The organism is Streptomyces caniferus, from assembly GCF_009811555.1.
In the GTDB taxonomy this organism is placed as follows: domain Bacteria; phylum Actinomycetota; class Actinomycetes; order Streptomycetales; family Streptomycetaceae; genus Streptomyces; species Streptomyces caniferus.
In genome coordinates this window covers 1,271,583-1,295,267 of record NZ_BLIN01000002.1, presented here as the reverse complement: position 1 = coordinate 1,295,267, position 23,685 = coordinate 1,271,583, and the positions used below count along the sequence as shown (strand labels likewise).

22 protein-coding genes are annotated in these 23,685 nt (G+C 71.2%); 13 read left to right on the top strand and 9 right to left on the bottom strand.

What is annotated here, in order from left to right; genetic code table 11:
- Positions 1-197 precede the first annotated feature (197 nt).
- On the top strand, positions 198-344 hold the full coding sequence (locus Scani_RS39895; RefSeq protein ID WP_167538039.1) for a hypothetical protein: 147 nt from the start codon (positions 198-200) through the stop codon (positions 342-344).
- Between the two features lie 339 nt (positions 345-683).
- Positions 684-1,211 carry a hypothetical protein gene (locus tag Scani_RS40240; protein WP_174872631.1) on the top strand — a complete coding sequence of 176 codons (528 nt, stop codon included), beginning with the start codon at positions 684-686 and terminating at the stop codon, positions 1,209-1,211.
- A 1,091-nt stretch (positions 1,212-2,302) separates the two neighbouring features.
- On the opposite strand, the gene Scani_RS07520 is transcribed toward Scani_RS40240, so the two are convergent.
- From Scani_RS07520 to Scani_RS07510, 3 genes are all read right to left on the bottom strand, one after another.
- Positions 2,303-4,552, bottom strand: a complete 2,250-nt coding sequence (locus tag Scani_RS07520) for a D-alanyl-D-alanine carboxypeptidase family protein (RefSeq protein WP_246295541.1) — start codon at positions 4,550-4,552, stop codon at positions 2,303-2,305.
- An 885-nt stretch (positions 4,553-5,437) separates the two neighbouring features.
- Entirely contained in the window at positions 5,438-5,686 is a 249-nt protein-coding gene (locus Scani_RS07515) for a hypothetical protein (RefSeq protein WP_159471215.1), read from the bottom strand.
- A 231-nt stretch (positions 5,687-5,917) separates the two neighbouring features.
- Complete coding sequence (locus Scani_RS07510; RefSeq protein ID WP_159471213.1) at positions 5,918-6,601, bottom strand: hypothetical protein; 684 nt, start codon at positions 6,599-6,601, stop codon at positions 5,918-5,920.
- A 739-nt stretch (positions 6,602-7,340) separates the two neighbouring features.
- On the opposite strand from Scani_RS07510, the gene Scani_RS07505 reads away from it, so the two are divergent.
- From Scani_RS07505 to Scani_RS07495, 3 genes are all read left to right on the top strand, one after another.
- A complete protein-coding gene (locus Scani_RS07505; protein ID WP_308686556.1) occupies positions 7,341-8,666 on the top strand; it encodes a cation diffusion facilitator family transporter in 1,326 nt (441 codons plus the stop codon).
- Positions 8,667-8,919: 253 nt separating this feature from the next.
- Positions 8,920-9,696, top strand: coding sequence for a restriction endonuclease (locus Scani_RS07500; protein ID WP_159471211.1), 777 nt, complete (start codon positions 8,920-8,922; stop codon positions 9,694-9,696).
- 153 nt (positions 9,697-9,849) lie between these two features.
- Positions 9,850-11,124: an aromatic acid exporter family protein gene (locus Scani_RS07495; protein WP_246295539.1), complete on the top strand. Its 1,275-nt coding sequence runs from the start codon at positions 9,850-9,852 to the stop codon at positions 11,122-11,124.
- A gap of 29 nt (positions 11,125-11,153) precedes the next feature.
- Here the strand turns inward: Scani_RS07495 and Scani_RS07490 are convergent, their stop codons facing one another.
- Positions 11,154-12,623 (bottom strand): sensor histidine kinase, encoded by a 1,470-nt coding sequence (locus Scani_RS07490; RefSeq protein WP_159471209.1) that lies wholly within the window; start codon positions 12,621-12,623, stop codon positions 11,154-11,156.
- Position 12,624: 1 nt separating this feature from the next.
- Complete coding sequence (locus Scani_RS07485; protein WP_281391875.1) at positions 12,625-13,287, bottom strand: response regulator transcription factor; 663 nt, start codon at positions 13,285-13,287, stop codon at positions 12,625-12,627.
- 270 nt (positions 13,288-13,557) lie between these two features.
- Between Scani_RS07485 and Scani_RS07480 the strand changes: the two genes are divergently transcribed.
- The 5 genes from Scani_RS07480 to Scani_RS07460 all read left to right on the top strand — a co-directional run bounded on the left by Scani_RS07480 (position 13,558) and on the right by Scani_RS07460 (position 17,809).
- On the top strand, positions 13,558-14,253 hold the full coding sequence (locus Scani_RS07480) for a DUF3159 domain-containing protein (RefSeq protein WP_159471205.1): 696 nt from the start codon (positions 13,558-13,560) through the stop codon (positions 14,251-14,253).
- On the top strand, positions 14,250-15,470 hold the full coding sequence (locus Scani_RS07475) for a cytochrome P450 (protein ID WP_159471203.1): 1,221 nt from the start codon (positions 14,250-14,252) through the stop codon (positions 15,468-15,470). Before Scani_RS07480 ends, Scani_RS07475 begins: the two co-directional genes overlap by 4 nt.
- A gap of 52 nt (positions 15,471-15,522) precedes the next feature.
- Positions 15,523-15,723: a ferredoxin gene (locus Scani_RS07470; RefSeq protein WP_159471193.1), complete on the top strand. Its 201-nt coding sequence runs from the start codon at positions 15,523-15,525 to the stop codon at positions 15,721-15,723.
- A 117-nt stretch (positions 15,724-15,840) separates the two neighbouring features.
- Entirely contained in the window at positions 15,841-16,944 is a 1,104-nt protein-coding gene (locus tag Scani_RS07465; RefSeq protein ID WP_174872630.1) for an aminopeptidase P family protein, read from the top strand.
- Positions 16,945-17,140: 196 nt separating this feature from the next.
- A complete protein-coding gene (locus Scani_RS07460; RefSeq protein WP_159471189.1) occupies positions 17,141-17,809 on the top strand; it encodes a pentapeptide repeat-containing protein in 669 nt (222 codons plus the stop codon).
- A gap of 19 nt (positions 17,810-17,828) precedes the next feature.
- On the opposite strand, the gene Scani_RS07455 is transcribed toward Scani_RS07460, so the two are convergent.
- Positions 17,829-18,326 (bottom strand): hypothetical protein, encoded by a 498-nt coding sequence (locus tag Scani_RS07455; RefSeq protein ID WP_159471187.1) that lies wholly within the window; start codon positions 18,324-18,326, stop codon positions 17,829-17,831.
- A gap of 91 nt (positions 18,327-18,417) precedes the next feature.
- Positions 18,418-19,185: a type I methionyl aminopeptidase gene (gene map, locus Scani_RS07450; protein WP_159471185.1), complete on the bottom strand. Its 768-nt coding sequence runs from the start codon at positions 19,183-19,185 to the stop codon at positions 18,418-18,420.
- A 92-nt stretch (positions 19,186-19,277) separates the two neighbouring features.
- On the opposite strand from map, the gene Scani_RS07445 reads away from it, so the two are divergent.
- Positions 19,278-19,547: a helix-turn-helix domain-containing protein gene (locus tag Scani_RS07445; protein ID WP_159471183.1), complete on the top strand. Its 270-nt coding sequence runs from the start codon at positions 19,278-19,280 to the stop codon at positions 19,545-19,547.
- Between the two features lie 118 nt (positions 19,548-19,665).
- On the opposite strand, the gene Scani_RS07440 is transcribed toward Scani_RS07445, so the two are convergent.
- Positions 19,666-20,241 (bottom strand): TerD family protein, encoded by a 576-nt coding sequence (locus Scani_RS07440; protein ID WP_159471181.1) that lies wholly within the window; start codon positions 20,239-20,241, stop codon positions 19,666-19,668.
- 201 nt (positions 20,242-20,442) lie between these two features.
- Between Scani_RS07440 and arfB the strand changes: the two genes are divergently transcribed.
- Complete coding sequence (arfB, locus tag Scani_RS07435; protein WP_159471179.1) at positions 20,443-20,871, top strand: alternative ribosome rescue aminoacyl-tRNA hydrolase ArfB; 429 nt, start codon at positions 20,443-20,445, stop codon at positions 20,869-20,871.
- A gap of 72 nt (positions 20,872-20,943) precedes the next feature.
- Here the strand turns inward: arfB and Scani_RS07430 are convergent, their stop codons facing one another.
- Positions 20,944-21,444: a flavin reductase family protein gene (locus Scani_RS07430; protein WP_246295538.1), complete on the bottom strand. Its 501-nt coding sequence runs from the start codon at positions 21,442-21,444 to the stop codon at positions 20,944-20,946.
- A 422-nt stretch (positions 21,445-21,866) separates the two neighbouring features.
- Between Scani_RS07430 and cdgB the strand changes: the two genes are divergently transcribed.
- Entirely contained in the window at positions 21,867-23,543 is a 1,677-nt protein-coding gene (gene cdgB, locus Scani_RS07425) for a diguanylate cyclase CdgB (protein ID WP_159471175.1), read from the top strand.
- Positions 23,544-23,685: the final 142 nt, after the last annotated feature.

Genomic DNA, 23,685 nt, shown 5'->3' with positions numbered 1-23,685 from the left:
ATCACGGATTCGACCCCACTTGTAAAGCGAAGGTCGTCGGTTCGAATCCGACAGGGGGCTCTGAGAAGTCCAGGTCGGCTAAGCCCTGACCTGGGCTTTCTTTGTGTGCGGACTCGCGTGGTGTGATCGCTCGTCTTGATCAGTAGGTGCAGGGTGTCGACGATTCGCGCTGTCGAGGGGGTGGAGGTGCCCCGCGGATGACCCATGGCGAGCTGCTGGCCCTGCCGGTGAGCTTCTCGATCGAGGTGGCGAACAGGGCCCTTGGTCTGGGGCGCACAACGGGGTTCGCGCTCGCCAAGCGCGGGACGTACCCGGTCCGGGTGCTACGGATGGGCCGGCAGTAACGGGTGACCCGGTACGACCTGCTGCGGTGCCTCGGGCTCGACCCGAACGCGTGCGCCGAGGGGGCGAGGGTGTGCCGGCGGCAGCTTGAGAGGTTCCTGAACTACCCACTACGGCACCGGTGTCGCTGTGAGGTGACAACGGGGGCGTAGGCGTTCGTCCCGATGCGGACTTGCGGAGGATCGACAACGGGGACATGGGTAACGTGCCGTCAGGTAGGGGCATCCGGAACTTTTGGACCGGTCCGTCGTCGCCGCCCCGTGCGAAGCACATTCCGGCGGCCGTGGCAGAGTGCACGGGACGGAGCCCTGCGGTGGGGCCCGCGGTCCGCAGGGGGAGACATGGGAACGAAGCAGCGGCTGGTGCGTGCAGGTCTGACGGCGATGCTCGTGGCCGGACTCGGCGCCTGCGGTGCCGCGGCGGACGGCGGCGCGGGGCACCCGGACGGCGGCGGTAAGGGGACCGGCAAGACCTCCCAGGACGCCCGGCCGCACTCGGACGCCGTCTTCGGCCTACGGGACGGCGCACGCCATGTCGCCAAGAAGACCGTCCGGAGCACCCGGCCGCACCTGGTCCAGAAGTGCCGGCCCGGCACGAAGCGCGTCAAGCACACCAAGCGCAGTGGCCGTACCAAGAAGACGTGGTACACCACCGAGCGCTTCCGGGACTGCCACCAGGTCACCAAGGGCACCGAGACCTACACCCGCGTCGTCCGGCGCGAACGATGGTGCGTGCAGCTGGACGACGTCAACGGCGCGGCCGCCAAGGACGACGTCTGGTACCGCGTCCCCCACGCGACCTACCGCGCGGCACTGGACAAGGGCGCCCACGCCCGCATCAAGATCGAGCCGACCGGGACCGGCTGCTGAACCGCCACAGCGATGGCTCTCTTCAGCGGCCCGTGCGAACTTCACGAACGCGCCGCTGGAAGGTCGCACGCCACTGAAATAGCGCCGTGAGCCAACTTTCGGGGATGGGGCGAACGCCGACGGTGGAGACAACGCGATCGGCCTCGCTCACCCTGGCGACTGTGCGTCTCGGCCCTGGCGGTGGCTGTCGGGCGGGCCTTCCCCCGTGGCGCCCTGCCCTGGGCTGACGCGCGGGAGGGCGGGGAACTTTGGCGAGCAGGACTGTCCCAGCCCCGAACGCGGGGTGGGGAGATCCAAATAACCCCATCAGTGTGGCCGACGTGTGGCCGGACAACCCTCGATGGGCTCTCATGGGCTGTCTTTCAATGAGAAGTCGCCCGGTGCTGACCTGCATAAACAGCGACCGGGCGGCATGGTTCGAACCCACCTGGCATGAACGCTCTTGGGCTTGTAAAGCGAAGGTCGTCGGTTCGAATCCGACAGGGGGCTCTGTCAAGGCTCAGGTCGGGTACTCCCTGACCGGAGCCTTTGCGCTTACCAAGATCAGTTTGCGGCGTGAGGGCGCCGCTCCGGCGGCACGGTGATCGCTGCCGGTGGACGACCGGTGGACACGCGTGCGGTGAGCGTGCGAAGCGGTGGACGGACGGGTGCTCCCCGTCGAGCGATGAGCGGGCGATTCTCGCGGCCTATCCGCAACTCACCAGGTGCACTGTCTCGCGAGCACTGCTGGGAGGTCGCGATCGGTGCGCCGCCGGGGGCGATGTCACGGTCGTCTCCGAGGCCCTCGGTCGCTCCGAGACCCGCAACAGCCAACAGGGTGCTCCCGCTGACGCCGTACCAGCGCGGGACGGCGGCGGCGAGGGCCGTGGCCGCACCAGCGGCGGCGACGATGAAGCAGCCGACGAGGGCAGCACGCATGCCGGATCCGCGGGGGTTCGCGACGCTCCTTGCTCGTCGGACGCACAATGCCTCGGTGAAGTTCGCCGGAGACTGCTGAGAACCGACACAGGGCCACTGCGGCTGAGCCCTTGCCACGCAACCGGGCCCCGGTACGCGCCAGCGCGTACCGGGGCCCGGCCCATGTTCATCCGTCAGGAGACTCGTGTCAGCTTCGCGCCGAACGTCGGCTCGGCGAGGTCCTTCTGCAGCGTCACGGGAACCTTCACCTCACCCATGCCGCCACCCGCGGTCAGTTCGCCGACCTGCGTACCGGCCTTCGCCGTGTGCGGGAGGGTCTTGCCCCCGGCGGTGAGCTTCAGGTCGACCTTGAGGCCGGGCCAGCCGACCGCTGTCAGATCCTTGGTTGCCACGACCGGGGTCGTACCGCCCAGGCCGTCGTCGACGTGGCCGACGACATCGCCCTTCCTCACGACGGTGCTGGTGGTCAGCGCCCTGCCCGCGGTCAGGATGAGCTGCTTGCTGTAGTCGGTGGCGGTGACGATGATCGGGCTCTTGTGCTGCCCGAAGACCGCACCGATGATCAGCTGCGTGGAGCCGCCGACCTTCTTCTCTGCAGCGAAGAGCAGGTTGCCACCGGCCTTGGTCGTGGAACCGGTCTTGATACCGACGACGCCGTACATGGGGACAAGCTTGTTGAAGTTGCGTTGCGTCTTCTGGTACTCGACCCCGCTGCCCCTCCCGGAGGCGGTCGTGGAGTGGTACTCGGTCGCCTTGGAGATTTCCCGGAAGACCGGGTCCTGCATCGCCTTCTTGCCCAGCTTCACCTGGTCCTCGGCCGTACTGACGGTGCTCTCCACGAGGCCGCTCGCGTCGGTGTAGGTGGTGTTCGTCATGCCGAGCTCCTTGGCGGTGTCGTTCATCTTCTTGATGAACGCCTCCTCGGTACCCGCACCCCAGCGGGCCAGCAGCCGCGCGACGTTGTTCGCGGACGGCAGCATGACGGCCTGGAGGGCCTCCTTCTCGGAGATCTTCTGACCCTTGTGGACCTCGACGACCGACTCCTTCTCCCTGACACCGTTGGTGAAGTCGTCCTCGGCCTTCTGGTCGACGTCGATCAGCGGCCCGTTCGCACCCTTCTTCAGTGGGTGGTCGCGCAGGATGATGTACGACGTCATCACCTTGGCCACACTGCCGATGGGCAGCCGCTTCATCTCACCGTACGAGCCGACCCGGCCGAGTCCGTCGACGTCCACGACCGCCTGGCCCTCAGTGGGCCAGGGCAGCGACGGCGTGCCGCCCTGGAAGACGGAGGATGACTTGCCGACGATCGCCAGTTCCGGGGCAGGCAGCGGGCGCATCACCTGCACGACCACGAAGATTATTCCGAGGAGCGCCACCAGCGGCGTCCAGATCTTCACCCGGCGCACCGCCGTGCGCACCGAGGTCTCCGGCGGGGGCGGAGTGTTCGTCAGCTGGGCGAGCAGGTCAAGCGGAGCCTGAGGCCCCGCCGGAGACTCGGCCGGAGGAGCTTCCGCCGGCTTCGGAGGAGCCGGCGGTGTCGCCTTGGGCTTGGCCGCCGGCTTGGGGGCCTTGAGCGGCTTCGGCGCCGGGGCGTCGTCCTTCTTCAGTGGGATGAACTGGCTGGTGCGTTCGGGCTCGGGCTCGGACTCGGACTTGGACTTGGAGTCCGGGTTCGCGGGAGCCTTGATCAGCCTGGTGGGCTGGTCGACGGAGTCGGCTGGCGCCGGCTTGGGGGCCTTAATCAGCTGGGTGGCCTGATCGGCCGAGCCCGCCTTGCTGTCGCTGTCGTCCTCGGCCTCCGCCTCGGCGGCTGAGGCCGCGACGGCGTCGTTGAGCCGGGCGTCCTCCTTGGGCTTGCCGTCACCGTCTGCACCGGACTCGCAGGAGGCAGCCCTGGGCCCGGACTTGGCCTCGCCCTCGGGGGCCTTACCGGCACCGGTCGCGCCGGTCGCGCCGGCCGCGCCGGACTTCATGGCATCGGCGGGCGAGGTTGCCTGACCAGCTTCGTCGTCGTCGGCAGCTCCGACCCCCGTCGCAGTTGGCTGATCGGCCTTGTTGTCACCGGATGGAGCGGCGGCCTTGCCGTCGTCTGCCGTGCCGGACGCCGCATCCGTCTCGGCTGTACCGGCGTCCTCGTCGTCACCGGCGTCACCGGCGTCACCGGCGTCACCGGCGTCACCGGCGTCACCGGCGTCACCGGCCTTCGAGGCGGCGGAGGCAGCGGTGTCCCGATCGGCCTTGTCGTCGCCGGTCGTGCCCGTCTTCAGGGTGCTGAACACCGCGGTGGGCTGGTCGGCCTTGCCGTCAGCGGCCCCGTCGGCCTCCGCCGACGCCCGGGCGCCCTCGTCGTCACCGGTCTTCGCCGACGCGGACGCGGGCGTCCCGCCAGCCTTGCCGGCGGCGGCCGCGCCGAGACGCACAGCCAGCCTGGGATCCGGACGACCGCCGTCCGCGCCCTCTCGGGCCGCGCCGGAACCCCTGGTTCCCGAACCGGCGGCACCGGTCGCGCCGTCTCCGGCCGCGGCACCGGTCGGCCGCCCCTCGCCCCGGCCGCCGTCAGCGGCGACGACGCCGGAACCACTGTCCCTGCCGTCGGCAACACCCGTACCGGCCCCGGCCGCAGGCCGATCGGCACCGGTACCCGCGCCCGAAGCCGACCGCAGGCCGCTCCGCTGCTCCGACATGTCGGGGGACTCGCCCGCCACTGATGCCTCCTCAGAATTCCCGCGCCATAAGCCCGGAGCCTTCGGCGCCAACGCGCCACAGGGCCCGGACTTCACTCAACGTCCACCAGTGGGCTCTGTAATCGTCGCGCGATTGCGCACCCGCACCCACAGAGGGATTCGCCCGGGTTCACCCACGTGCTAGACGAGACGACATATCCACCGGTTCCCACGAAACCCCCACGCGCTCTCGTTCGTTCAGGAAGACGTTGGCCTGTCGCGGATCGCTGGGCCGGGGCAGCTCCGCCGACGCGACCACATCGTCGTCCCCGCTGCTCTGTGCGAGATCGTCTACGAGGTTCCCGTCGGCCGTTAGTGGAGCCGGGCGTTCCCAACACGGTGTTGCCGCACGACTAGCGCACCCCTTCCGCTCGATCTGAGCGGCGACGCGAAGGCCGTCGGTTCGAATTCGACAGGGGGCTCTCAGCTTGAACAGGGACGAAGCCCCGGGCCGGATATGGCTCGGGGCTTCTGACGTCGGTGGGTGACATCACCGCGGGGTGGTCGCTCGGGGCGAGGCGCTTCCCGGCTCGTCGGGATCGGTGGCGGTCGTGCCGTCTTTCCCTGCCGGGTGGAGAGTGGTCAGCGGCTGTAGATGGGCATGATGGCCTCGCTGTCGTCGCACCACACCTCGTGGTATCCGTTCGCCTGGGCCTGCGGGAGTTCCTTCGCTTCGCACTCCGCCTTCGACGGATACTTGAGGGCGCCGACGGGGACCCAGCCGTCGCCGGGCGGAGGGGCGGCGGAGGCGGTGGTGGCGGTCAGGGGAATGGCGATCGCTGCGGCACTGACGGCGAGGCCGACACCGATACGGGTACGCCACGACTTCATGGTCATCTCCTTGCTTGTCCTTGCTCCTCCGAGCTGGTCCCGCTCGGAGTTGTTCTCGGCCCATGCCCAGGGCGGTGCCGAGGTGGTCAGCCGGTGGGGCTGACGAAGGCGGCCGAGTGGGGGTGCCCTTCTTGGCCGAAGAGCGGGCACCGGCGCCGGTCGGACGCTTCCGTCACCGTGGGGTGGAGCTGCCCGCTGAAGGTGGCTCCACCGCCGCGGCCGGGCGGGCCTTTACGCGTGGGCGCTGATCACGCCGCCGGCGCTGAGCACGATGTAGATGCCGTTGGCGTTGAGGCCGACGTCGTGCCCCTTCGTCTCCAGCGTGGCGGCTACGCCGTCGTGGCCGATGATCTGCGCGCGGTACCGGAGTTCGCCGGCCTTCGTGACCTTGGCGGTCCAGCCGCCCGCGAGCTTGAAGGTGCCCGGTCCCTGGTGTCCGCCGCCCATCCAGGAGTGGACCTGGCCGTCCATCGTGAGCGTGACGAACATGTCGTTGGCGTCGAGCCCGTCGTCGTGCCCGTTGGTCTCCAGCGTGGCCAGGACCGAACCGCGGGCCACGATCTTGGCGCGGTAGTGCTGGTCGCCGAGCTGGGAGATCTCGGCCTTGCTGACGCCGTCCGCCAGGCGCTGGGTGCGCACCGGGGAAGCCGCCTTGCCAGCGTTGGTGACGTGCGCGCTGCCCGACTGCTTGCTCGCGATGCCCGCCTTGGCGCCGGTGCTCTGCAGGCCGGACCAGCCCGAGGCGGTGGACTCGGCGGCGGCCGAGTTCGCGTTCGTGTGGCCCGCGGACTTCGCGTCGGCGGCCTCCGAGCCGGAGCAGGCGGTCAGGGTGAGGCCGGCGGCAGCGACCAGGGCCGCGGCGGCCACCCGCAGGGTGCGGCGACGAGCGGTGCGGACAGTGGTGCTGGAGCTCATTTCGGTGTCCCCCAGGACGGTCGGTGTCGGTGTCTCCTCGGTACGTCACCCACTCTGACCGGCGCCACTAGCGCACGACTGCCGCTCCACTAACACCCGGCTAACACGCTGGCGAGAAGGGGATGGACGCCGAGGAGAGCCCGAAGGGCCAGGCACGATCGTCAAGTTGGGAACCGCGTAGCTGCTGGCCGGACACGAACTCATTCCTGCACCGGGTGCGGACAGGAGTTCAAAGGTGGGATCTGGCGGAGCGGTTCGGGCTGTGGAAGACGGTCTGTGAACGCTGCCGGTTCCGGTCGGCGGACGGGGTCTGGCGGACGGAGTCTGGGAGCGTCCGCTGCGGCAGGTGCAGGCCGGGGCAGGTGTAGGCCGCAGTAGGGGTGCAGGTGAATGGGTGCGCGCGTCGTGGCAATGGGGTGTGTCTGGTGAGGGACCGGAGACGGTCAAGAATTCAGCGATCGCCCTGGTGGCCACGTGACCGCCGGTTGTTGGTTGTCGCGGCGGGCTGATCGGCCTCGGGCCTGGTGTCCGGGGCCGTTTTGTATGGGTGCTTATGGGGCGGGGGGCTTGTCGAGGGGCTTCCCTGGTGTCTCTGCCGGTCTCTGTCGGGTCCCTGTCGGTGGTCGGGGAGTGGGAGTTCGGCGGCGGGGAACCCGGCGTGGGGTGGCGGGTTTTGTGCCGTCGCGGTGATGGTCGGGCAGGTGCGGGGCGCATGGGTGGGAACGGAGTTGAGGCCGAGATGAGTGGTGATCACGAGGGGAATGCGGCGAGTGCGGGCAATGCCGGGGATGCGGTCGGGCGTACGGCGGGGTGGCAGGAGTTCGGCCGTCGAGGGCTGAGTGAGCAGGAATCCGGCCGTCGAGGGCTGAGCGAGCAGGAGTTCGGCAGGGCGCGGTCCGGCAAGCATGAACCTGGCAGTCATGAAGCCGGCAGTCATGAAGCCGGCAATGCACCTGGCAGTGAACCTGGTGGTCGAGAACTCGGCAACGAAGTACCCGGCAACGAGGAACTCGGCAGCGAGGAACCCGGCAACGAGAAAGTCGGGAAAGCGCCGGGAGGTCGTGGGCAGGACGGGGAGACCCGGAAGACGGTGTGGGTGGCGCTGGGGGCGAATCTTGGGATTGCGGTGGCCAAGGCGGTGGGTGGGGGGATTGCGGGGTCGCCGGCGTTGTTGTCCGAGGCGGCGCATTCGGTGGCCGACAGTCTCAATGAGGTTTTTCTGCTGGCCTCTCTCAGACGGAGTGAGCGTCCGGCGGACCCGTCGCATCCCTTCGGCTATGGCAAGGAGCGGTTCTTCTGGTCACTGCTCGCGGCCGTGGGTATTTTCGTGACGGGCGGCTGTTTCTCGTTCGTGCAGGGCATTGAGGCGTTTCAGTCGGAGGAGTCGGAGTCGGGCAGCGGTTATGCCATCGGTCTGGCCGTACTCGTCGTCGCATTGTTGGCGGAGGGTACGTCGCTGTTGCGGGCGCTTTCCCAGGTGCGTGCCCAGGCGAAGGTCCGGCAGCACAGCACCCTGCGTGAGATCAGGAGGAACGAGGATCCGGCGCTGCGTACGGTGCTGGCCGAGGACAGCACGGCATGTCTGGGAGTGCTTCTCGCGATCCTCGGCATGGCGCTCCACATGGCCACCGGGGAGGGTGCTTACGAGGCGTGGGCGTCGCTGCTGATCGGTGCCCTCCTGGTCTATGTGGCGTACGTCCTCGGCAAGAGTGCCCGTGCGCAGTTGATCGGGGAGGCGGTGGCGCCGGAGATGCAGCAGCGGATCCGTGACTTCCTGGATGGGCGGCCGGAGATCGACGCCGTCACCGCCGCCCTGACGATGCGGCTCGGGCCGGACTCCGTGATGCTCGCGGCGCGTGTCGACCTGGTGGCCGGTCTCGACAGCGAAGAGGTCGAGGAGGCGTTGGTGCGGACCAAGCGGGAACTGCGCGCGCAGTGGCCGGAGTTGGGGCAGTTGTTCCTCGACGTCACGGATGCGTCCGTCGCGGACCGGGTGCGGGCTCGCCGCGCCCGCGAGGAACTGGACGATGCGGTCGAGGAGCGTCGCCAGGTTGATGCCGGTTAGGGGTGTCTCTCCGGTCTCCGTGGGCCTGCGGTGATCAGGGAGGGCCCCTGGGCGTAGGGGCCATGCGGCTGCGCGATCAGGGGCCTGCGAGGTCAGCGGCCCGTGAGGTCAGGGGTCAGTGAGCTCAGGGGCGTTGCGGAGGTGGGGTGGGAACGTCCCGGCGCGGTGAGGTCGGCGGGCCGAGTGGTGAGTCGGCGAGTTGGGGGCACACGGGTCAAACGATCTTCGTCGACCTCTGGAGGGCCAGCAGATCATGGTGACCCCTATACGCCGGGCAGGCCGCCCGGCCACCCGGCAGGCCTTCAGCCTGCAGCAGCTGACGGTCTCGTTCGGCATGGTCGTGATCGTTGTCATCGGGGTCGGCCTGACCTTGAAGAAGGCGGTGCAGGGGGCGAGCGCCCACCCGGGCTCCGCCGCCCTGGTGGGCGTGGTGGTGCTGACGGCGGTGCTGGGGCTGGTGCGCTGGGGACGGCGGCGGCGTGCCGTGCGCGTCGCCCCGGCTCCCATGGAGTTTGTGGCCGGTGCCGTGGAGCCTCTCGTCGAGCCGGAGCCGGAGCCGGAGCCGGAGCCGGAGCCGGTGCCGGAGCCGTGGGTGGAGGCCGAGGCGGAAGCGGAGGTCGACGACTTCACGGACATGGGTGCCGAGGCGTTCGAGGAGGCGGTGGCCCGGCTGTGCGAGCGTGACGGCTGCCATGACGTGCGTGTGGTGGGCGGGGCGAACGACCTCGGTGCGGATGTGGTGGCCGTGGCTCCCGACGGCCGTAACGTCGTTCTGCAGTGCAAGCGTTACAGCGAGGGCCACAAGGTCGGATCACAGGATCTGCAGCGCTTCGGGGGCACCTGCTTCGCCGTGCACGGGGCGGATCTCGCGGCCGTCGTCACCACCAGTGACTTCACCGGTCCGGCGGCGGAGTACGCCGAGCAGTGCGGCATCTGGTGCTTCGATCACGGCGCCCTCGGGGGGTGGGCGGACGGCACGGGTCCGGCACCGTGGGAGGCTCCGGCCCGGTGGGAGGCTCCGGCACCGTAGGAATCGCGAGCCTGGAGCCGGCCTCCGCCCGTCCTGTCAGCCAGGACACAGTCGCGCCGTGCCGCGGATGCCGTAACGATCGGCGGGTACCGGGGCTGGACGGCCGCGACCGTGGAACGGTGCGGTGGGGGCCGGAACGGACGGAGGTTGTGTATGGGCCAGGGCGAGGACGAGGAGCGGCGGGAGGTGCCCGCGCGGCAGGGACGGGTGCACCGTATGCGGCAGTGGTGGCGGCGGGCGTGGGGGGCGGCGGGGCACGAGCGCGACACGCTGCTCCTGATCGGCAAGAGCGCGCTGGCCGCCACCGTGGCCTGGGTGATCTCGTACGACCTGCTGCAGGCCCAGTCCCCCGCGTTCGCCCCGTTCTCCGCGGTGCTGATCATGCAGGTGACCGTCTACCGGTCGCTGCTGCAGTCGCTGCGCTACGTGGGGGCCGTGGTGTCCGGTGTGGCCGTGCAGGCCGCCCTGGGGTTTCTGGTCGGCCCCGACCTGCTGACGTTCGTCCTGGTGGCCTTGGTCGCGCTGGTCATCGGGCGGTGGCCGGCACTCGGGTCGCAGGGGTCCCAGGTCGTCACGGCGGCGTTCTTCGCCTTCTCCACCTACATCTCGGCCACCTCGAACCTCGACAAGATCACCCAGCTCGGGCAGATCATCCTGCTGGTCCTCATCGGCTGCGGTGTGGGCGTCGTGGTGAATGTCGCGGTGGTGCCCCCCTTGCGCTACCGCAGTGCCGAGCACGGCATCCGGACCCTCGCCCATGCGCTGTGCGACCTGGTCGGCGACATGTATCCGGCGTTGCGCGAGGGCGAACTCGACGAGGAGCGCAGCAACCACTGGCGGAGGCGGGCCGGGCAGACCGAAGAGCTGATCTCGCAGGCCAGGTCGGGGCTGCGGACCGCCAGGGAGAGCCTCTACTACAACCCCCGGCGGCTCTTCGGCCGGCACCAGGGGCACACCACCTTCCAGGGGTACGACGCGGTGCTGGAGGCGCTGGAACGGGTGCTGTACCAGATGGCCTCGCTCACCCGGAGTCTCGACACCTGGCAGGAGGACGAGGGGGACCGCTCCGGCCGGGCCTTCCTCGGGCGCTACGCCGACTTCCTGGAGGCCGTCTGCGACATCACGCAGGTCCTCGGCACGCTCGACGAGGACCACCTCCACGACCAGGCCCGGCAGTTGTGCCGGCTGGCGGACACCGCGCAGGAACGGTGCCGCCGGGTGACCGGGGAGGCCGAGCAGGCCGAGCTGCCGCTCGCCGACCCGGCGCTCCCGTACGGGGTCCTGGTCGTCGAGTCCACCCGGCTGATGGACGAGTTCCAGCACACCTGCGACGTACTCCAGCGGTACGTCGACGACGGAGCCGACCGGGCGGCCCAAGGGGAGGGGCAGGACGGGAAGGGTGCGCGCGGCGCCGGGCCGTCCGCCTGACGTGCCCGACGGCGGGGGCCGCCCGGCCGTCATCGAGGCGCGGGCAGGGACCGTGATGCGGGCAGGGACCGTGGCGCAGGCAGGGTGACGGTGAAGGTGCTGCCCTCGCCCGGCGCGGTGCGGACGGTCACCGTGCCGCCGTGGGCCTCGGCGATCGACTTGACGATGCTCAGGCCGAGGCCCGTGCCGCCGGTGGCCGGAGCGCGGGACTCCGCGCCGCGGTAGAAGCGTTCGAAGATGCGGTCCGCGGTGTCGGGGGCCATGCCGGGGCCCTCGTCGGAGACCGTCAGCTCCACGGTGTCGCCGGGCAGCGCACGGGCCGCCACGGAGACCGGCGTGCCCGGCGGGGTGTGGCGCAGTGCGTTGCTCAGGAGGTTCTGCAGCACCTGCCGGAGCCGGTCCTCGTCGCCGCGGGCGAAGATCTCGTCCGGCACGTCGACGGTGACCGGCCTGTCGGGGTCGCGGACGCGGGCATCGGTGACGGCATCGTCGGCGAGCGCGCCGACGTTCACCGGTGCGTCGGCGAGCGGGCGGCCCTGGTCGAGGCGGGCGAGCAGCAGCAGTTCTTCGACCGTGGCGTGCATACGGGCCGCCTCGCCCTCGATGCGCAGCATCGCCCGCTCGATGAGCGCGGGGTCCTGGGCCAGGCCGTGCAGATGCAGTTGGGCCCAGCCGCGGATCGTGGTCAGCGGGGTGCGCAGCTCGTGCGAGGCGTTGGCCACGAACTGCCGCAGCTGTTCCTCGGACCGTTGCCGCTCGTCGAACGCGCGGTTGAGGGCGGTGGCGACCTCGCCCACCTCGGAGTGGCGGTGGGCGACCTCGATGCGCTGGTCGATGTCGCCGTCGGCGACGGCCGTCGCGGTGGCGGCCATGTCGCGCAACGGTCGCAGGCCCACCCAGAGTACGACGCGGCTGAGGAGCACGATGCCCCCGAGCGCGGCCAGCGTGGCGGCGGCATCGGCGCCGATCAGCCAGTACACGACGTCGTCCGCCGGCTGGAGGCTCTTGGCGACCACGACCCTGCTGACCGGCCGGGGCGGTGCGCCGGGCGCCGACCGCACCGTGGCGGGCCGGACGAGACGGAAGCCCAGGGTGCGGTAGCGCGGGACGGGCGTGCCCTTCGCCGTCAGGGTGAGGGGCCGGTCGGCGAACCCGTCGGGGACGGGCGTCGGCAGGTCGGGGCGGGGGCGGAGCTGTCCGTCGAGGTCCCGTGACTGCGTCCGGGCGATCACCCGGCCGCGGTCGTCGATCAGCGCGACGTAGAAACCGTCGGGAATCAGGGAGTTGAGGGCGGCCTCGTCGACCGGGGCGGTGTGGCCGCGCACCCGGTGCTGCACGGTGGCGCGGGCCTTGGCGAGCGTGGCATCGGCGGCGTCGGCGAGGTTGAGGCGCAGCCCGATCAGCGACACCGCGTTGACGGCCACCATGCCGCCGGCCGCCAGCAGTACGACCCCGGCCATCAGCCGGGCCTGCAGGGAGCCGCGCCAGGTGCCGGCCATCTCAGCCGCCGCCGGGGAGCCGCAGGCTGTAGCCGAAACCGCGCATCGTATGGATCAGGGCGGGGGCCTGGGCGTCCACCTTGGCCCGCAGCCGGGACACCAGCTTCTCGACGACGCCCGCGCCGAAGCGGTGCTGCCACACATGGTCCATGATCTGTTCCTTCGACATCACCTGGTCGGCGTGGAGCAGCAGGTAGCGCAGCAGGGTGTACTCGGTCGGCGACAGCGCGATCAGCCGGTCCCCGCGACGCACCCGCCGGCTGCCCTCGTCCACGGTCAGGTCGGCGAACCGCAGCACCGGGCTCTCCTGTGCGTACCGGCCGGCCCGCCGCAACAGGGCGTGCACCCTGGCCAGCAGCTCGGGGAGGCTGAAGGGCTTGGTGAGGTAGTCGTCCGCGCCCATCGCGAAACCCGTCACCCGGTCCTCGACGGAGTCCCGCGCGGTCAGGAACAGCACCGGCAGCCGCGCCCCCTTGTCGAAGAGCCGCCGGCACACGGTGAAGCCGTCCGTGTCGGGCAGCATGACGTCCAGCACCAGCAGATCCGGGGGCCGCGTCTCGTACGCGCGCAGGGCCTCGGCGCCGCCGCCCGCCGTCGCCACCGAGTAGCCCGCGAGGCCCAGGGTGGTCTCCAACAGCTCCGCGGTCGGCGGATCGTCATCCACGACGAGCAGCCGTTGCCCGGTTCCCCGGGGCAACGGTGCGCCGCTCGTCGGCGAGGCGGAGGGCATGGCAGGCACCAATCGGGTCATGGAGTCTGCGACGACAACGAGCCGCCCCGGACGGCGGTTCCCCCGCGACGGCAGACGTTCCCCGGGGCCGCGCAGGCCGTCAGGCAACGGTCAGGTTCCCGACCGGGACGGGTCAGCAGGGCCGGTTTCTCTGGAGCCACGACAACGGACCGAGCGCCGACCCTCGAGAAGCCTGGAGATCCCGTGGACCCTGTCGCACCTCAGAAAGCCGGCGAGGCGGAGGCCGTCCCGGCCGCCGTACGCAGCCGGCTGCGCGGCACCGTGCTCGACCTCGCGCCCGTCTTCGGATTCACCCTGACCTTCGCCCTGACGCACCGGCTCGCCGTCGCCCTGACGCTCGCCTTCGCCGCCGGGGCCGGGGTCTTCGTCCGCCGGCTGGTGCGCAAAGAGTCGGTATGGCGTGCGCTGGGAGTCCTCGGCTTCGTCTGTGTCCAGGGCGTGCTGGCCGCATGCACCGGAGACGCGACCACGTTCTTCCTCCCGCACCTGGTGCTGCATTGCGCGATGGCCGTGGCGGTGCCGGTGCTGATCCTCCTCGGATGGCCCCCGCTGGGGCTGATGGTGGGGCTGTTCACGGGAGAGCGGACCGCATGGCGCCGCTGCGCGGTGCGCCGCCGGGCCTTCGCCAGGGGCAGCCTGGTGCCCTTCACGGGCAACGTCCTGATGCTGTCCGTCCAGATCCCGTTGTTCCTGTCCGGCCGGGCCGTTGCCCTCGGCTCGGTCGATGTCTTCGGGCCGCTCGTCTTCACGCTCGGCGCACTGCTGGGCTGGCGCGTCTACCGGCGCGCCGTCGGGGCGCACCGTTGCGACGCCTCCACCCCGGTGCCGGCCGAAGCGAGCGCCGATCCGTCACCCTCTTTGGAAAGGACCGTTCGATGACCGACACCCGGCCCACCACCACCGGGCCCCGGCCCGCCGCAACGCCCCAGCCCACCGTGCGCACCTGCCCGTTCGACCCGCCGGAGGAGTACCGGACGCTGCGCGAACAGGCCCCGGTCACCCCGGTGACCTTCCCCGACGGTACGAACGGCTGGCTGGTCACCCGGCACGAGGACGTCCGGGCGGTACTCGCCGACCCACGGTTCGGTGCGAACCGAAGGGCGGCGCGGACCGGTGCCCCCGTGCCCGCCGACACCCCGCTGCCGCCGCCTGCGCCGGGGATGTTCATCTTCATGGACCCCCCGGAGCACACCCGGATCCGCCGGCTGCTCACCGGGCAGTTCACGGTCCGCCGGATGCGGCAGCTGATCCCGGCCGTGGAGCGGATCGTCGCCGGGCAGCTGGACGCGATGGCGTCCGCCGGGGGGCCGGTCGACCTCGTCCAGGACTTCGCCCTGCCCATTCCCTCCCTGGTGATCTGCGAGCTGCTCGGGGTGCCGTACGCCGACCGCGCGGACTTCCAGCGGAATTCGAGCACCGTGCTCCGGCTCGACGCGACCCACGAGGAGGTGCAGCAGGCCCACCTGGCGATGAGCCGGCACATCCACGAACTGACCGTCGCCAAGCGCGTCGCTCCCACCGACGACATCCTCGGCGGCCTGGTGCGCGACGGCCGGCTCACCGACGAGGAAGTGGCCGGTGTCGGGGCGTTGTTGCTGCTCGCTGGGCACGAGACGACGGCGAACATGATCGCGCTGGGCACCATGTGCCTGCTGGGCAACCCCGGCCAGCTGGCGGCGCTGCGCGCGGACCCCTCGCTGATGGACAACGCCGTCGAGGAACTCCTCCGCTACTTGACGATCATTCAGTTCGGCCTGCGGCGGGTGGCGCTGGAGGACGTGGAGCTGGGCGGTCACCGGATCGAGGCCGGGGCCCCCGTGCTCGCCTCCCTGACGTCGGGGAACCGTGACGCCACGCAGTTCTCCGGCGACCCCGACCAACTGGACGTGCGCAGGCCGTACAGCTCGCACCTGGCTTTCGGGCACGGCATCCACCAGTGCATCGGCCAGCAGCTCGCCCGGGTGGAGATGAAGGCCGCGCTGTCCGCCCTGATCGACCGGTTCCCCGGCCTGCGGCTGGCCGTACCGGCGCAGGAGGTGCCGATGCGCGACGACATGCTCATCTACGGCGTCCACGAGCTGCCCGTGACCTGGTAGCCGGCGCCCCGGCTGCCACTCGACACCGCATCCACAGGAGAAGGGAACACCGATGAAGGTCATCGTCGACGAGGACAAGTGTGTCGGCGCCGGTCAGTGTGTGCTGGCCGCCGCGGAGGTCTTCGACCAGCGGGAGGACGACGGCGTCGTCGTCCTCCTCGACGCCGCGCCGCCGGACGCGCTGCACTCCTCGGTGGAGGACGCTGCGGCCCGCTGCCCGGCGCTGGCCATCGAGGTGCTGCAGCGGCCCTGAAGGGGCGGGCCGGCCCACGGGCCGGGTGAACTGGAGGGGTGAAGGGGCCAGCAGGAGAGGGGTTTTGACGGGCCGGAAGGCGCGTACCGGCGTAAGTTCACCGGCATGGTGACTTCGATGACGCATGAGGACTACGAGCGCCGGATGGACCGGGCGGGTCGGGCCGCCGCTGATGCCGGTCTGGCCGGGCTGATCGTGACGCCGGGGCCGGATCTGGTGTGGCTGTGCGGCTACCGGCCGCCCGCGGCCACCGAGCGGCTGACCGCCCTGGTGATCGAGCCGGGGCGGCGCTCGCGGCTGCTGGTGCCCGTATTGGAGTACCCGGACGCGCAGCGCTCGCCCGGGGCCCCGGTGCTGGAGGTGTCGGGGTGGACCGACGGCTCGGAACCGTATGCGGAGGTCGCCAAGTGGGTGGACCCGCAGGGCCGTTACGGGGTGTCCGACGGGACCTGGGCGCTGCATCTGCTGGGGCTGCAGCGGTCGTTGCCGGGGACCGCCTACACCGCGCTGACGGAGTCGCTGCCGATGCTGCGCGCCGTCAAGGACGCCCATGAGGTGGCGCGTCTGGCGGCGGCAGGCGCCGCGGCCGACGCGACGTACGAGGAGATCCTGCGGGTGCGCTTCGGCGGCCGGCGGGAGTGCGACGTGGCGGCGGATCTGGCGCGGCTGCTGACCGAGCACGGGCACAGCCAGGTGGACTTCACGGTCGTCGGGTCGGGCCCCAACGGGGCCGATCCGCACCACGAGGCCGGGGAGCGGGTCATCGAGGACGGTGACATGGTCGTGCTCGACTTCGGTGGTCTCAAGGACGGGTACGGGTCGGACACCTCGCGGACCGTGCACGTCGGGCAGCCGGGCGCCGAGGAGCGCAAGGTGCACGACATCGTGCGGGAGGCGCAGCAGGCGGCCTTCGAGGCGGTGCGGCCGGGCGTCGCGTGCCAGGACGTGGACCGGGTGGCCAGGAAGATCATCAAGGCTGCCGGGTACGGCGAGTACTTCATCCACCGCACCGGGCACGGCATCGGGGTCACCACGCACGAACCGCCGTACCTGGTGGAGGGCGAGCATCTGCCGCTGGTACCGGGGATGTGCTTCTCGATCGAGCCGGGGATCTACCTGCCGGGACGGTTCGGGGTCCGTATCGAGGACATCGTGACGTGCACGGAGTCGGGCGGGCGGCGGCTGAACGGGACGGCGCGGGAGATGGCGGTGGTGCGGTAGGGGTGTCCGCGGCGCGGCGCGGCGCGGCGCGGCCCGGCGCGCCCCCGGCGTCCCGGTCCTCGGCGATCCGGTGTTTCTGCAGGTCAGGTGCGTTGTCAGTGGTGTGGTTCACGATGGGGTGTGCAGGCCTGGACAGGCACGGCGGCGTGGACGGGCACGGCTGACCGGCACGGACGGCAGGGAAGGCGGTGATCGCGTGGCGGGGCGCGGCGAGGGGACGGTACGGGCGGTGCGGCGGCCGGAGGTGCGGCTGCCGGAGCTGGCGGCGTGGGACGGCGGGGAGCTGGAGACCGAGGGGGACTACGACGGGCTGGAGTTCGCGGACGCCGACTGGGCCGGGCAGTCGGCCCGCGGCGCGCGGTTCATGGACTGCGCGGTACGGCGCTGCACGCTCGACGAGACGGTGCTCGGCCGGGCGCGGATCATCGACAGCGTGCTGAGCGGGGTGCGCGGGGTCGGCACGGATCTTTCCCACGCGTCGCTGCGCGATGTGGAGGTGTCGGACGCCCGGCTCGGCGGGACCCAGCTGCACGGTGCGGTGCTGGAGCGCGTCGTGGTGCGCGGCGGGAAGATCGACTTCCCGAATCTGCGGGAGGCGAGGCTGCGGGACGTCGCCTTCGAGGGGTGCGTGCTGGTCGAGGCGGACTTCGCGGGGGCGCAGCTGGAGCGGGTGAACTTCGACGACTGCACCCTGGCACGGGTGGACTTCTCCGAGGCGCGGATGAAGGACGTCGATCTGCGGGGGGCGGCCGCGGTGGATATCGCGCGGGGGATCGACCGGCTGTCGGGCGCGGTGATCAGCGCGTCCCAACTGCTCGATCTGGCCCCGGCGTTCGCGGCGCAGACAGGAGTGCGGGTGGAGTGAGGCGCCGGCCGCCCGGCGCTCAGATCCTGGGGAAGCGGGCCTGGAGGTCCCAGACGGCGGGGTTGTCGCCGAGGCCGTCGTGCATATCGGTGAGGTCGGCGATCAGGTCGTGCAGGAAGTCGCGGGCCTCGCGGCGCAGCGCGGAGTGGTTGAAGGTGAGCGGGTCCTCGTCGGCCGGCATCCAGTCGGCGTCCACGTCCACCCACCCGAAGCGGCGCTCGAAGAAGATCCGGTCCGCGGACTCGGTGAAGTCCAGCTCGGCGTGGACCGGGCGGGCGGAGCGGTTGCCGCGGGGGTCGGTGTCGAGCTGCTCGACGATGTCGCACAGCGCCCAGGCGAAGTCGAGGACCGGCACCCAGCCCCAGGCCGTGGACAGCTCGCGGTCCGTCTTCGTGTCGGCGAGGTAGACGTCGCCGCAGAAGAGGTCGTGGCGCAGCGTGCGCACGTCCGCGGTCCGGTAGTCCGTCTGCGGCGGATCCGGGAAGCGGCGGGAGAGGGAGTAGCCGAGGTCGATCACGCCTTGATGGTGTCACGCCGGTCCGGCGGAGGGCCGCCCGCATCCGCCCGGCCGGCGCCCGCCCTCGTGCTCTCCGCGCCCGGCACTCCCGCTACACCGTGGTCAGCACCCGCGGCCCCTCGTCGGTCACCGCCACCGTGTGCTCGAAGTGGGCGGCGCGGGAGGCGTCCACGGTGCGCAGGGTCCAGCCGTCCTCGTCCTCGCCGTAGGCGTCCTTGCCGCCGGCCAGGAACATCGGCTCGATGGCCAGGACCAGGCCGTGGCGCAGGACGAAGCCGCGGTGGGGGCGGCCCTCGTTGGGGACCGGCGGGTCCTCGTGCATCTGGCGGCCGATGCCGTGCCCGCCGAAGTCACGGGGGATGCCGTAGCCGGCCGCGCGTCCGACGCTGCCGATCGCATGGGAGATGTCGCCGATCCGGGCGCCGACCACGGCCGCCGCGATGCCCGCCTCCAGCGCCTGCCGGGTGGTGTCCATGAGCCGCTGGTCCTCGGCGCGGGCGGTGCCGACCGTGAAGCTGAGGGCGGCGTCGCCGGCCCAGCCGTCGACGAGAGCGCCGCAGTCGAGGCTCACCAGGTCGCCGTCTTGCAGCCGGGTCGCGTCCGGGATGCCGTGCACGATCGCGTCATTGACGGAGACGCAGAGGACGGCGGGGAAGGGGGTGGGGGCGAAGGACGGGCGGTAGCCGAGGAAGGGCGAGCCGGCGCCGGCCTCGCGCAGGACCGTACGGGCGACCTCGTCCAGATCCAGCAGCCGCACGCCCGGGGCGGCCGCCTCCCGCGCCGCCGCCAGCGCTTCGGCGACGACCCGGCCCGCCACCCGCATCGCGTCCAGCGCCGCATGCGTCTTGAGCTCCACCATCGGTTCGACCTCCCGCTCGTCCCCGCCCGCGCCGGCACGACAGCGCGGTATTTGTTTACCGGTATTTGTTTACCGGTATTAGTATCACGGGCATGGTGCGTACTCCACTGACTCCTTGGGAACGCGACCGCGGCGAGCGGCTCGGTGCGCTGCTGCGCCGGGCGCGCGGCGAGCGGAGCATGGTCGAGGTCGCGGCGGCGGCGGGGCTGTCCGCCGAGACGCTGCGGAAGATCGAGACCGGCCGGGCGCCGACCCCGGCGTTCTTCACGGTCGCGGCGCTGGCCGGTGCGCTGGGGCTGTCGCTCGACGAGGTGGCGGTGCTGGCCACGCCCCCCGAAGCGCCGGAGCACGCGGTCGCCTGAGCGGGGCCGCGCGGCGCCCCCGCCGCCGTGGCCCCCTTCGGACGCGCCGAGGGCCGGCCCCCCATGGGGAACCGGCCCTCGGTTGCGCCGACCTGGCCGCGCCAGGTTCGGGCGTGGCTCAGACGTTGACGCCGAAGTCCTGCGCGATGCCGACGAGGCCCGACGCGTAACCCTGGCCCACGGCGCGGAACTTCCACTCCGCGCCGTTGCGGTACAGCTCGCCGAAGACCATGGCCGTCTCGGTGGCCGCGTCCTCGCTGAGGTCGTAGCGGGCGATCTCGGTGCCGCCGGCCTGGTTGATGATGCGGATGAAGGCGTTGCGGACCTGGCCGAAGTTCTGGCTGCGGTTCTCGGCGTCGTAGATCGAGACCGGGAAGACGATCTTGTCGATGTCGGCCGGCAGCGCCGCCAGGTTGACGTTGATCTGCTCGTCGTCGCCCTCGCCCTGGCCGGTGACGTTGTCGCCGGTGTGCACGATCGACTGGTCCGGCGTCGCCTTGTTGTTGAAGAAGACGAAGTGCTGGTCGGAGTAGACCTTGCCGTTGCCGTTGACCGCGATGGCGCTCGCGTCGAGGTCGAAGTCCGTGCCGGTGGTGGTCCGGACGTCCCAGCCGAGGCCGACCGTGACGGCGGTCAGGCCCGGTGCCTCCTTGGTGAGGGAGACGTTGCCGCCCTTGGACAGGCTTACAGCCATGGGATGTCCCTTTCCTTGTCGACTCGTCGAAGCGTCGGGCTCCGTACTGCGGACGAAGCTACCGTCACCCTCCACAACGCCATCAGGGGACCGGGAGGTTCCAGCTGTCTTTACTTTCTTTGCGATTCCTGATGGCGGATGTGCCGGATGGAGCACGAAAAGCGGGTGACGGGTCCCGTGGCGCGCGAGATCATAGGACGCATGTCCGGGCCCTATGTCATCCGCGGTGCGGTCGTCCTTCCCGAGGCCGAGCTCGTCTGGCGTTTCTCGCGTTCCTCGGGTCCGGGCGGCCAGCACGTCAACACCAGCGACAGTCAGGTCGAGCTGCGCTTCGACCTCGACCGGACGCAGGCGCTGCCGCCCGTGTGGAAGGAGCGCGCCCTGGAGCGGCTGGCGGGCCGGCTGGTCGACGGCGTGCTGTCCGTCCGGGCCTCCGAGCACCGCTCCCAGTGGCGCAACCGCGAGACCGCCGCCGTCCGGCTGGCCGCGCTGCTCGCCGAGGCCACCGCGCCACCGCCCAAGCCGCGCCGCAAGTCGCGGATCCCACGGGGCATCAACGAGCGGCGGCTGCGGGAGAAGAAGCAGCGCGGCGACACCAAGCGCGGCCGCTCGGGCCGCGACTGGGGCTGACCGCCCCCGCCGGCGGCCGCGCGCGCTCGCCCCTGCCCCGCCGGGTGCGCGAACCCTCGGCCCCCCGAACCCTCAGTCCAGCTGCCGGTACTTCCCGCGGAAGTACGTCAGCGGCCCGTCCTCCTCGGCGGGGGCCGACGTGGCCAGGACGCGGGCGATGACGAGTGTGTGATCGCCGGCCACCACCCGCTGCTCGGTGCGGCACTCCAGGGTCGCGAGCGCACCGCCGATGAGCGGGGCACCGGACACTTCGCCCCGTACACACGGAATGTCCTCGAAGAGAAGCCGGTCGCTGATGCGCCCCTTCATGGCGAACCGTCCGGCGATCTGCCGCTGGTGCCCCGAGAGCACCGACACGGCCCAGAGCGGCTGCAGCTCCAGCAGGTCGTCCATCCGGGAGTCGTTGCGAACGCTCACCATCACGAGCGGCGGGTCGAGGGAGACCGACAGGAACGCCGTGGCGGTCATGCCGACGTCTTCGCCGCGCGGCCCGTCCTCCGGGTCGTGGGCGGTGATCAGCACCACCCCGGCGGCGAGGCGGGACAGGGCGGCGCGGAACTCGTCGTCACTCACTCCAACAGAATGCGGGATGGGCGTGCCGCCCGGCACGGAGGCGGGGGCGACGGCGGACGGAGCGGCGGGCCCGGAGGCAGCCGTATCGGCGGGGCTTTTCGTGAACACGCCATAAACGCTAACTTCGTCGTTCCCCGGTGCGCATCGGGCTCGGGGACCACCCGCGTCCTAGGTCTGACGACGGAAGTCCGGAACGCTCGGAAATTTGCGTTCAGGAAGTGTAGAAAGAGTGAAGGCGCGCCCCCGTGGTTGGCTTGACGGGAGAACGCCAAACCTCTCTCGGGGTTTGTGACTTGAGTCACAGCAGGCGCTAATTGTTGACCCTGTGTACCGAGTGAACAGCTCACTGTGATTCAGTGAGCGTGGAATCGGACGACAAAGAATCGTGGAGTTTGCTGTCGAGGTCTCAGGGAGAGCGAGCGATGGAGACCGAGTCGGAGCCATACGTCCGTCTTGCCACCCTGCGGCAGCTGCACCAAGTGGTCGCCGAGCTGAATACCGCACGCAGCCTCGCGGACACCCTGCAGACGGTCGCCGACGGCGCGATCACCGGGCTCGGCTATGAGCTGGCCGCGGTCAATCTCGTCCGCCCCGACGGCGATCTCGTGGTCGCCGCGGTGGCCGGCAGCGCGGGCGCCGAGGCGCTGATGGCCGGACGGGCCGGCTCCCGCACCTCCTGGGACCGCCGGCTGTCCATGGGCGAGCGCTGGGGCGACCTCGTCTTCATCTCGCACACCGAGGGCTGGGTGCTCGACGACGACGACGTCCCGCAGTGGCACACGGCCGGACCCACGCCCCGCTTCCCCGACGAGTGGCACCCCATGGACCGCCTCTTCGCGCCCATGTACACCGCGGCGAACGGCGGCGGCGAACTGCTCGGCGTGATCTCCGTCGACCGGCCGCGCAACGGCCGGCGGCCCGGCCCCTGGGGCCAGGAAGCCCTGCAGATGTACGCCTTCCAGTCCGCCATCGCGATCAGCAACGCCCGGCTGCGGGCGAACATGCAGCGCGCGCTGGTCCGGCTGGAGCGCGAGCAGCAGGCGCTGCGGGCCAGCGAGGAGAGCTTCCGGCAGGCCTTCGAGTACGCGCCGAGCGGGATGGCCGTGGCCGAAATGGGCGGTGACCAGCACGGGCGGCTGCTACGGACCAATGACGCGCTGTGCCGGCTGCTGGGCCGCCCGGCCTCCGGGATGCGCCGCTACTCCTTCTCCGACCTGGTCCACCCCGAGGACATCGGCACGCTGCTGCGCACCTCCGCCGAGGGCGGCCGCGCCGAGCTGCGGCTGGCCCGCCGGGACGGCACCTACGTGTGGGTCTCGCTGCGCAACTCCGTCGTCGCCGACACCGCCGACGGCCCACGCTTCCTGCTCACCCACGTCGAGGACATCGAGGAGCGCAAGCGGCACGAGCTCCAGCTCGCGCACCGTGCCAGCCACGATTCGCTGACCGGGCTGCCCAACAGCGCCGAACTGCGGGCCCGGCTCGGTGCCCGGCTGTGCTCGCGCGCGCCCGGCTCGATGGCGGACGCCTACGCCTGCTCGGGCGTCCTGCACACCGATCCCCATGACGCGCCGGGCTTCCGGCCGGACAACAAGGAGCCCTTCGACGGGCTCGACGGCTTCGAGGACGGGCCCCCGGCCCCCTTCGACCACCACGTCCATCTCGTCGCCCCCGCGGACGGGCCGGTCGACGACGGCTCCAAGGGGCTCGCGGTCCTCTTCTGCGACCTCGACGGCTTCAAGTCGATCAACGACCGCTTCGGGCACAACACCGGCGATGCGGTGCTGATAGAGGTCGCCCGCCGGCTGACCAGCGGCGTCCGCGACGGCGATACGGTCGCCCGGCTCGGCGGCGACGAATTCGTGGTGCTCGCCGACGGCCTCGGCACCGCCGACGCCCAGGACCTCGCGGTCCGCCTGCGGAACGCGATCATCCCGCCGATCCGGGTGGAGGGCCGGGCGGTGCGGGTGGGTGCCAGCTTCGGCATCGGCTGGGCGAGCTGCGGGATGACGGCCGAGGAAGTGCTGGAGTCGGCCGATCAGCGGATGTACGTCGAGAAGCGCTCCCGTTCGAAGGCGAACCGGCGGGCGGCGGGCTGAGCCGCGGGCGGGCCGCAGGGGCGTCCGGGCCCGGTGCCGCGTATCTCACACCGGGTGCGCCGCGGCCCTCGCACCAGCAGTTCACCGATCCGTAGCGATCTTGTGGCCCTCCGGGACCGGTGTGCGTGAGCCTTGAGAGGGT

What these genes read in the sequence shown, in the direction of transcription:
- Scani_RS39895 (WP_167538039.1), top strand. Translation starts at nt 198, where the DNA reads ATGACCCATGGCGAGCTGCTGGCCCTGCCGGTGAGCTTCTCGATCGAG.
- Scani_RS40240 (WP_174872631.1), top strand. Translation starts at nt 684, where the DNA reads ATGGGAACGAAGCAGCGGCTGGTGCGTGCAGGTCTGACGGCGATGCTC.
- Scani_RS07515 (WP_159471215.1), bottom strand. Translation starts at nt 5,686, where the DNA reads ATGAAGTCGTGGCGTACCCGTATCGGTGTCGGCCTCGCCGTCAGTGCC.
- Scani_RS07510 (WP_159471213.1), bottom strand. Translation starts at nt 6,601, where the DNA reads ATGAGCTCCAGCACCACTGTCCGCACCGCTCGTCGCCGCACCCTGCGG.
- Scani_RS07505 (WP_308686556.1), top strand. Translation starts at nt 7,341, where the DNA reads ATGAGTGGTGATCACGAGGGGAATGCGGCGAGTGCGGGCAATGCCGGG.
- Scani_RS07500 (WP_159471211.1), top strand. Translation starts at nt 8,920, where the DNA reads ATGGTGACCCCTATACGCCGGGCAGGCCGCCCGGCCACCCGGCAGGCC.
- Scani_RS07495 (WP_246295539.1), top strand. Translation starts at nt 9,850, where the DNA reads ATGGGCCAGGGCGAGGACGAGGAGCGGCGGGAGGTGCCCGCGCGGCAG.
- Scani_RS07490 (WP_159471209.1), bottom strand. Translation starts at nt 12,623, where the DNA reads ATGGCCGGCACCTGGCGCGGCTCCCTGCAGGCCCGGCTGATGGCCGGG.
- Scani_RS07475 (WP_159471203.1), top strand. Translation starts at nt 14,250, where the DNA reads ATGACCGACACCCGGCCCACCACCACCGGGCCCCGGCCCGCCGCAACG.
- Scani_RS07470 (WP_159471193.1), top strand. Translation starts at nt 15,523, where the DNA reads ATGAAGGTCATCGTCGACGAGGACAAGTGTGTCGGCGCCGGTCAGTGT.
- Scani_RS07465 (WP_174872630.1), top strand. Translation starts at nt 15,841, where the DNA reads ATGACGCATGAGGACTACGAGCGCCGGATGGACCGGGCGGGTCGGGCC.
- map (WP_159471185.1), bottom strand. Translation starts at nt 19,185, where the DNA reads ATGGTGGAGCTCAAGACGCATGCGGCGCTGGACGCGATGCGGGTGGCG.
- Scani_RS07445 (WP_159471183.1), top strand. Translation starts at nt 19,278, where the DNA reads ATGGTGCGTACTCCACTGACTCCTTGGGAACGCGACCGCGGCGAGCGG.
- Scani_RS07440 (WP_159471181.1), bottom strand. Translation starts at nt 20,241, where the DNA reads ATGGCTGTAAGCCTGTCCAAGGGCGGCAACGTCTCCCTCACCAAGGAG.
- arfB (WP_159471179.1), top strand. Translation starts at nt 20,443, where the DNA reads ATGTCCGGGCCCTATGTCATCCGCGGTGCGGTCGTCCTTCCCGAGGCC.
- cdgB (WP_159471175.1), top strand. Translation starts at nt 21,867, where the DNA reads ATGGAGACCGAGTCGGAGCCATACGTCCGTCTTGCCACCCTGCGGCAG.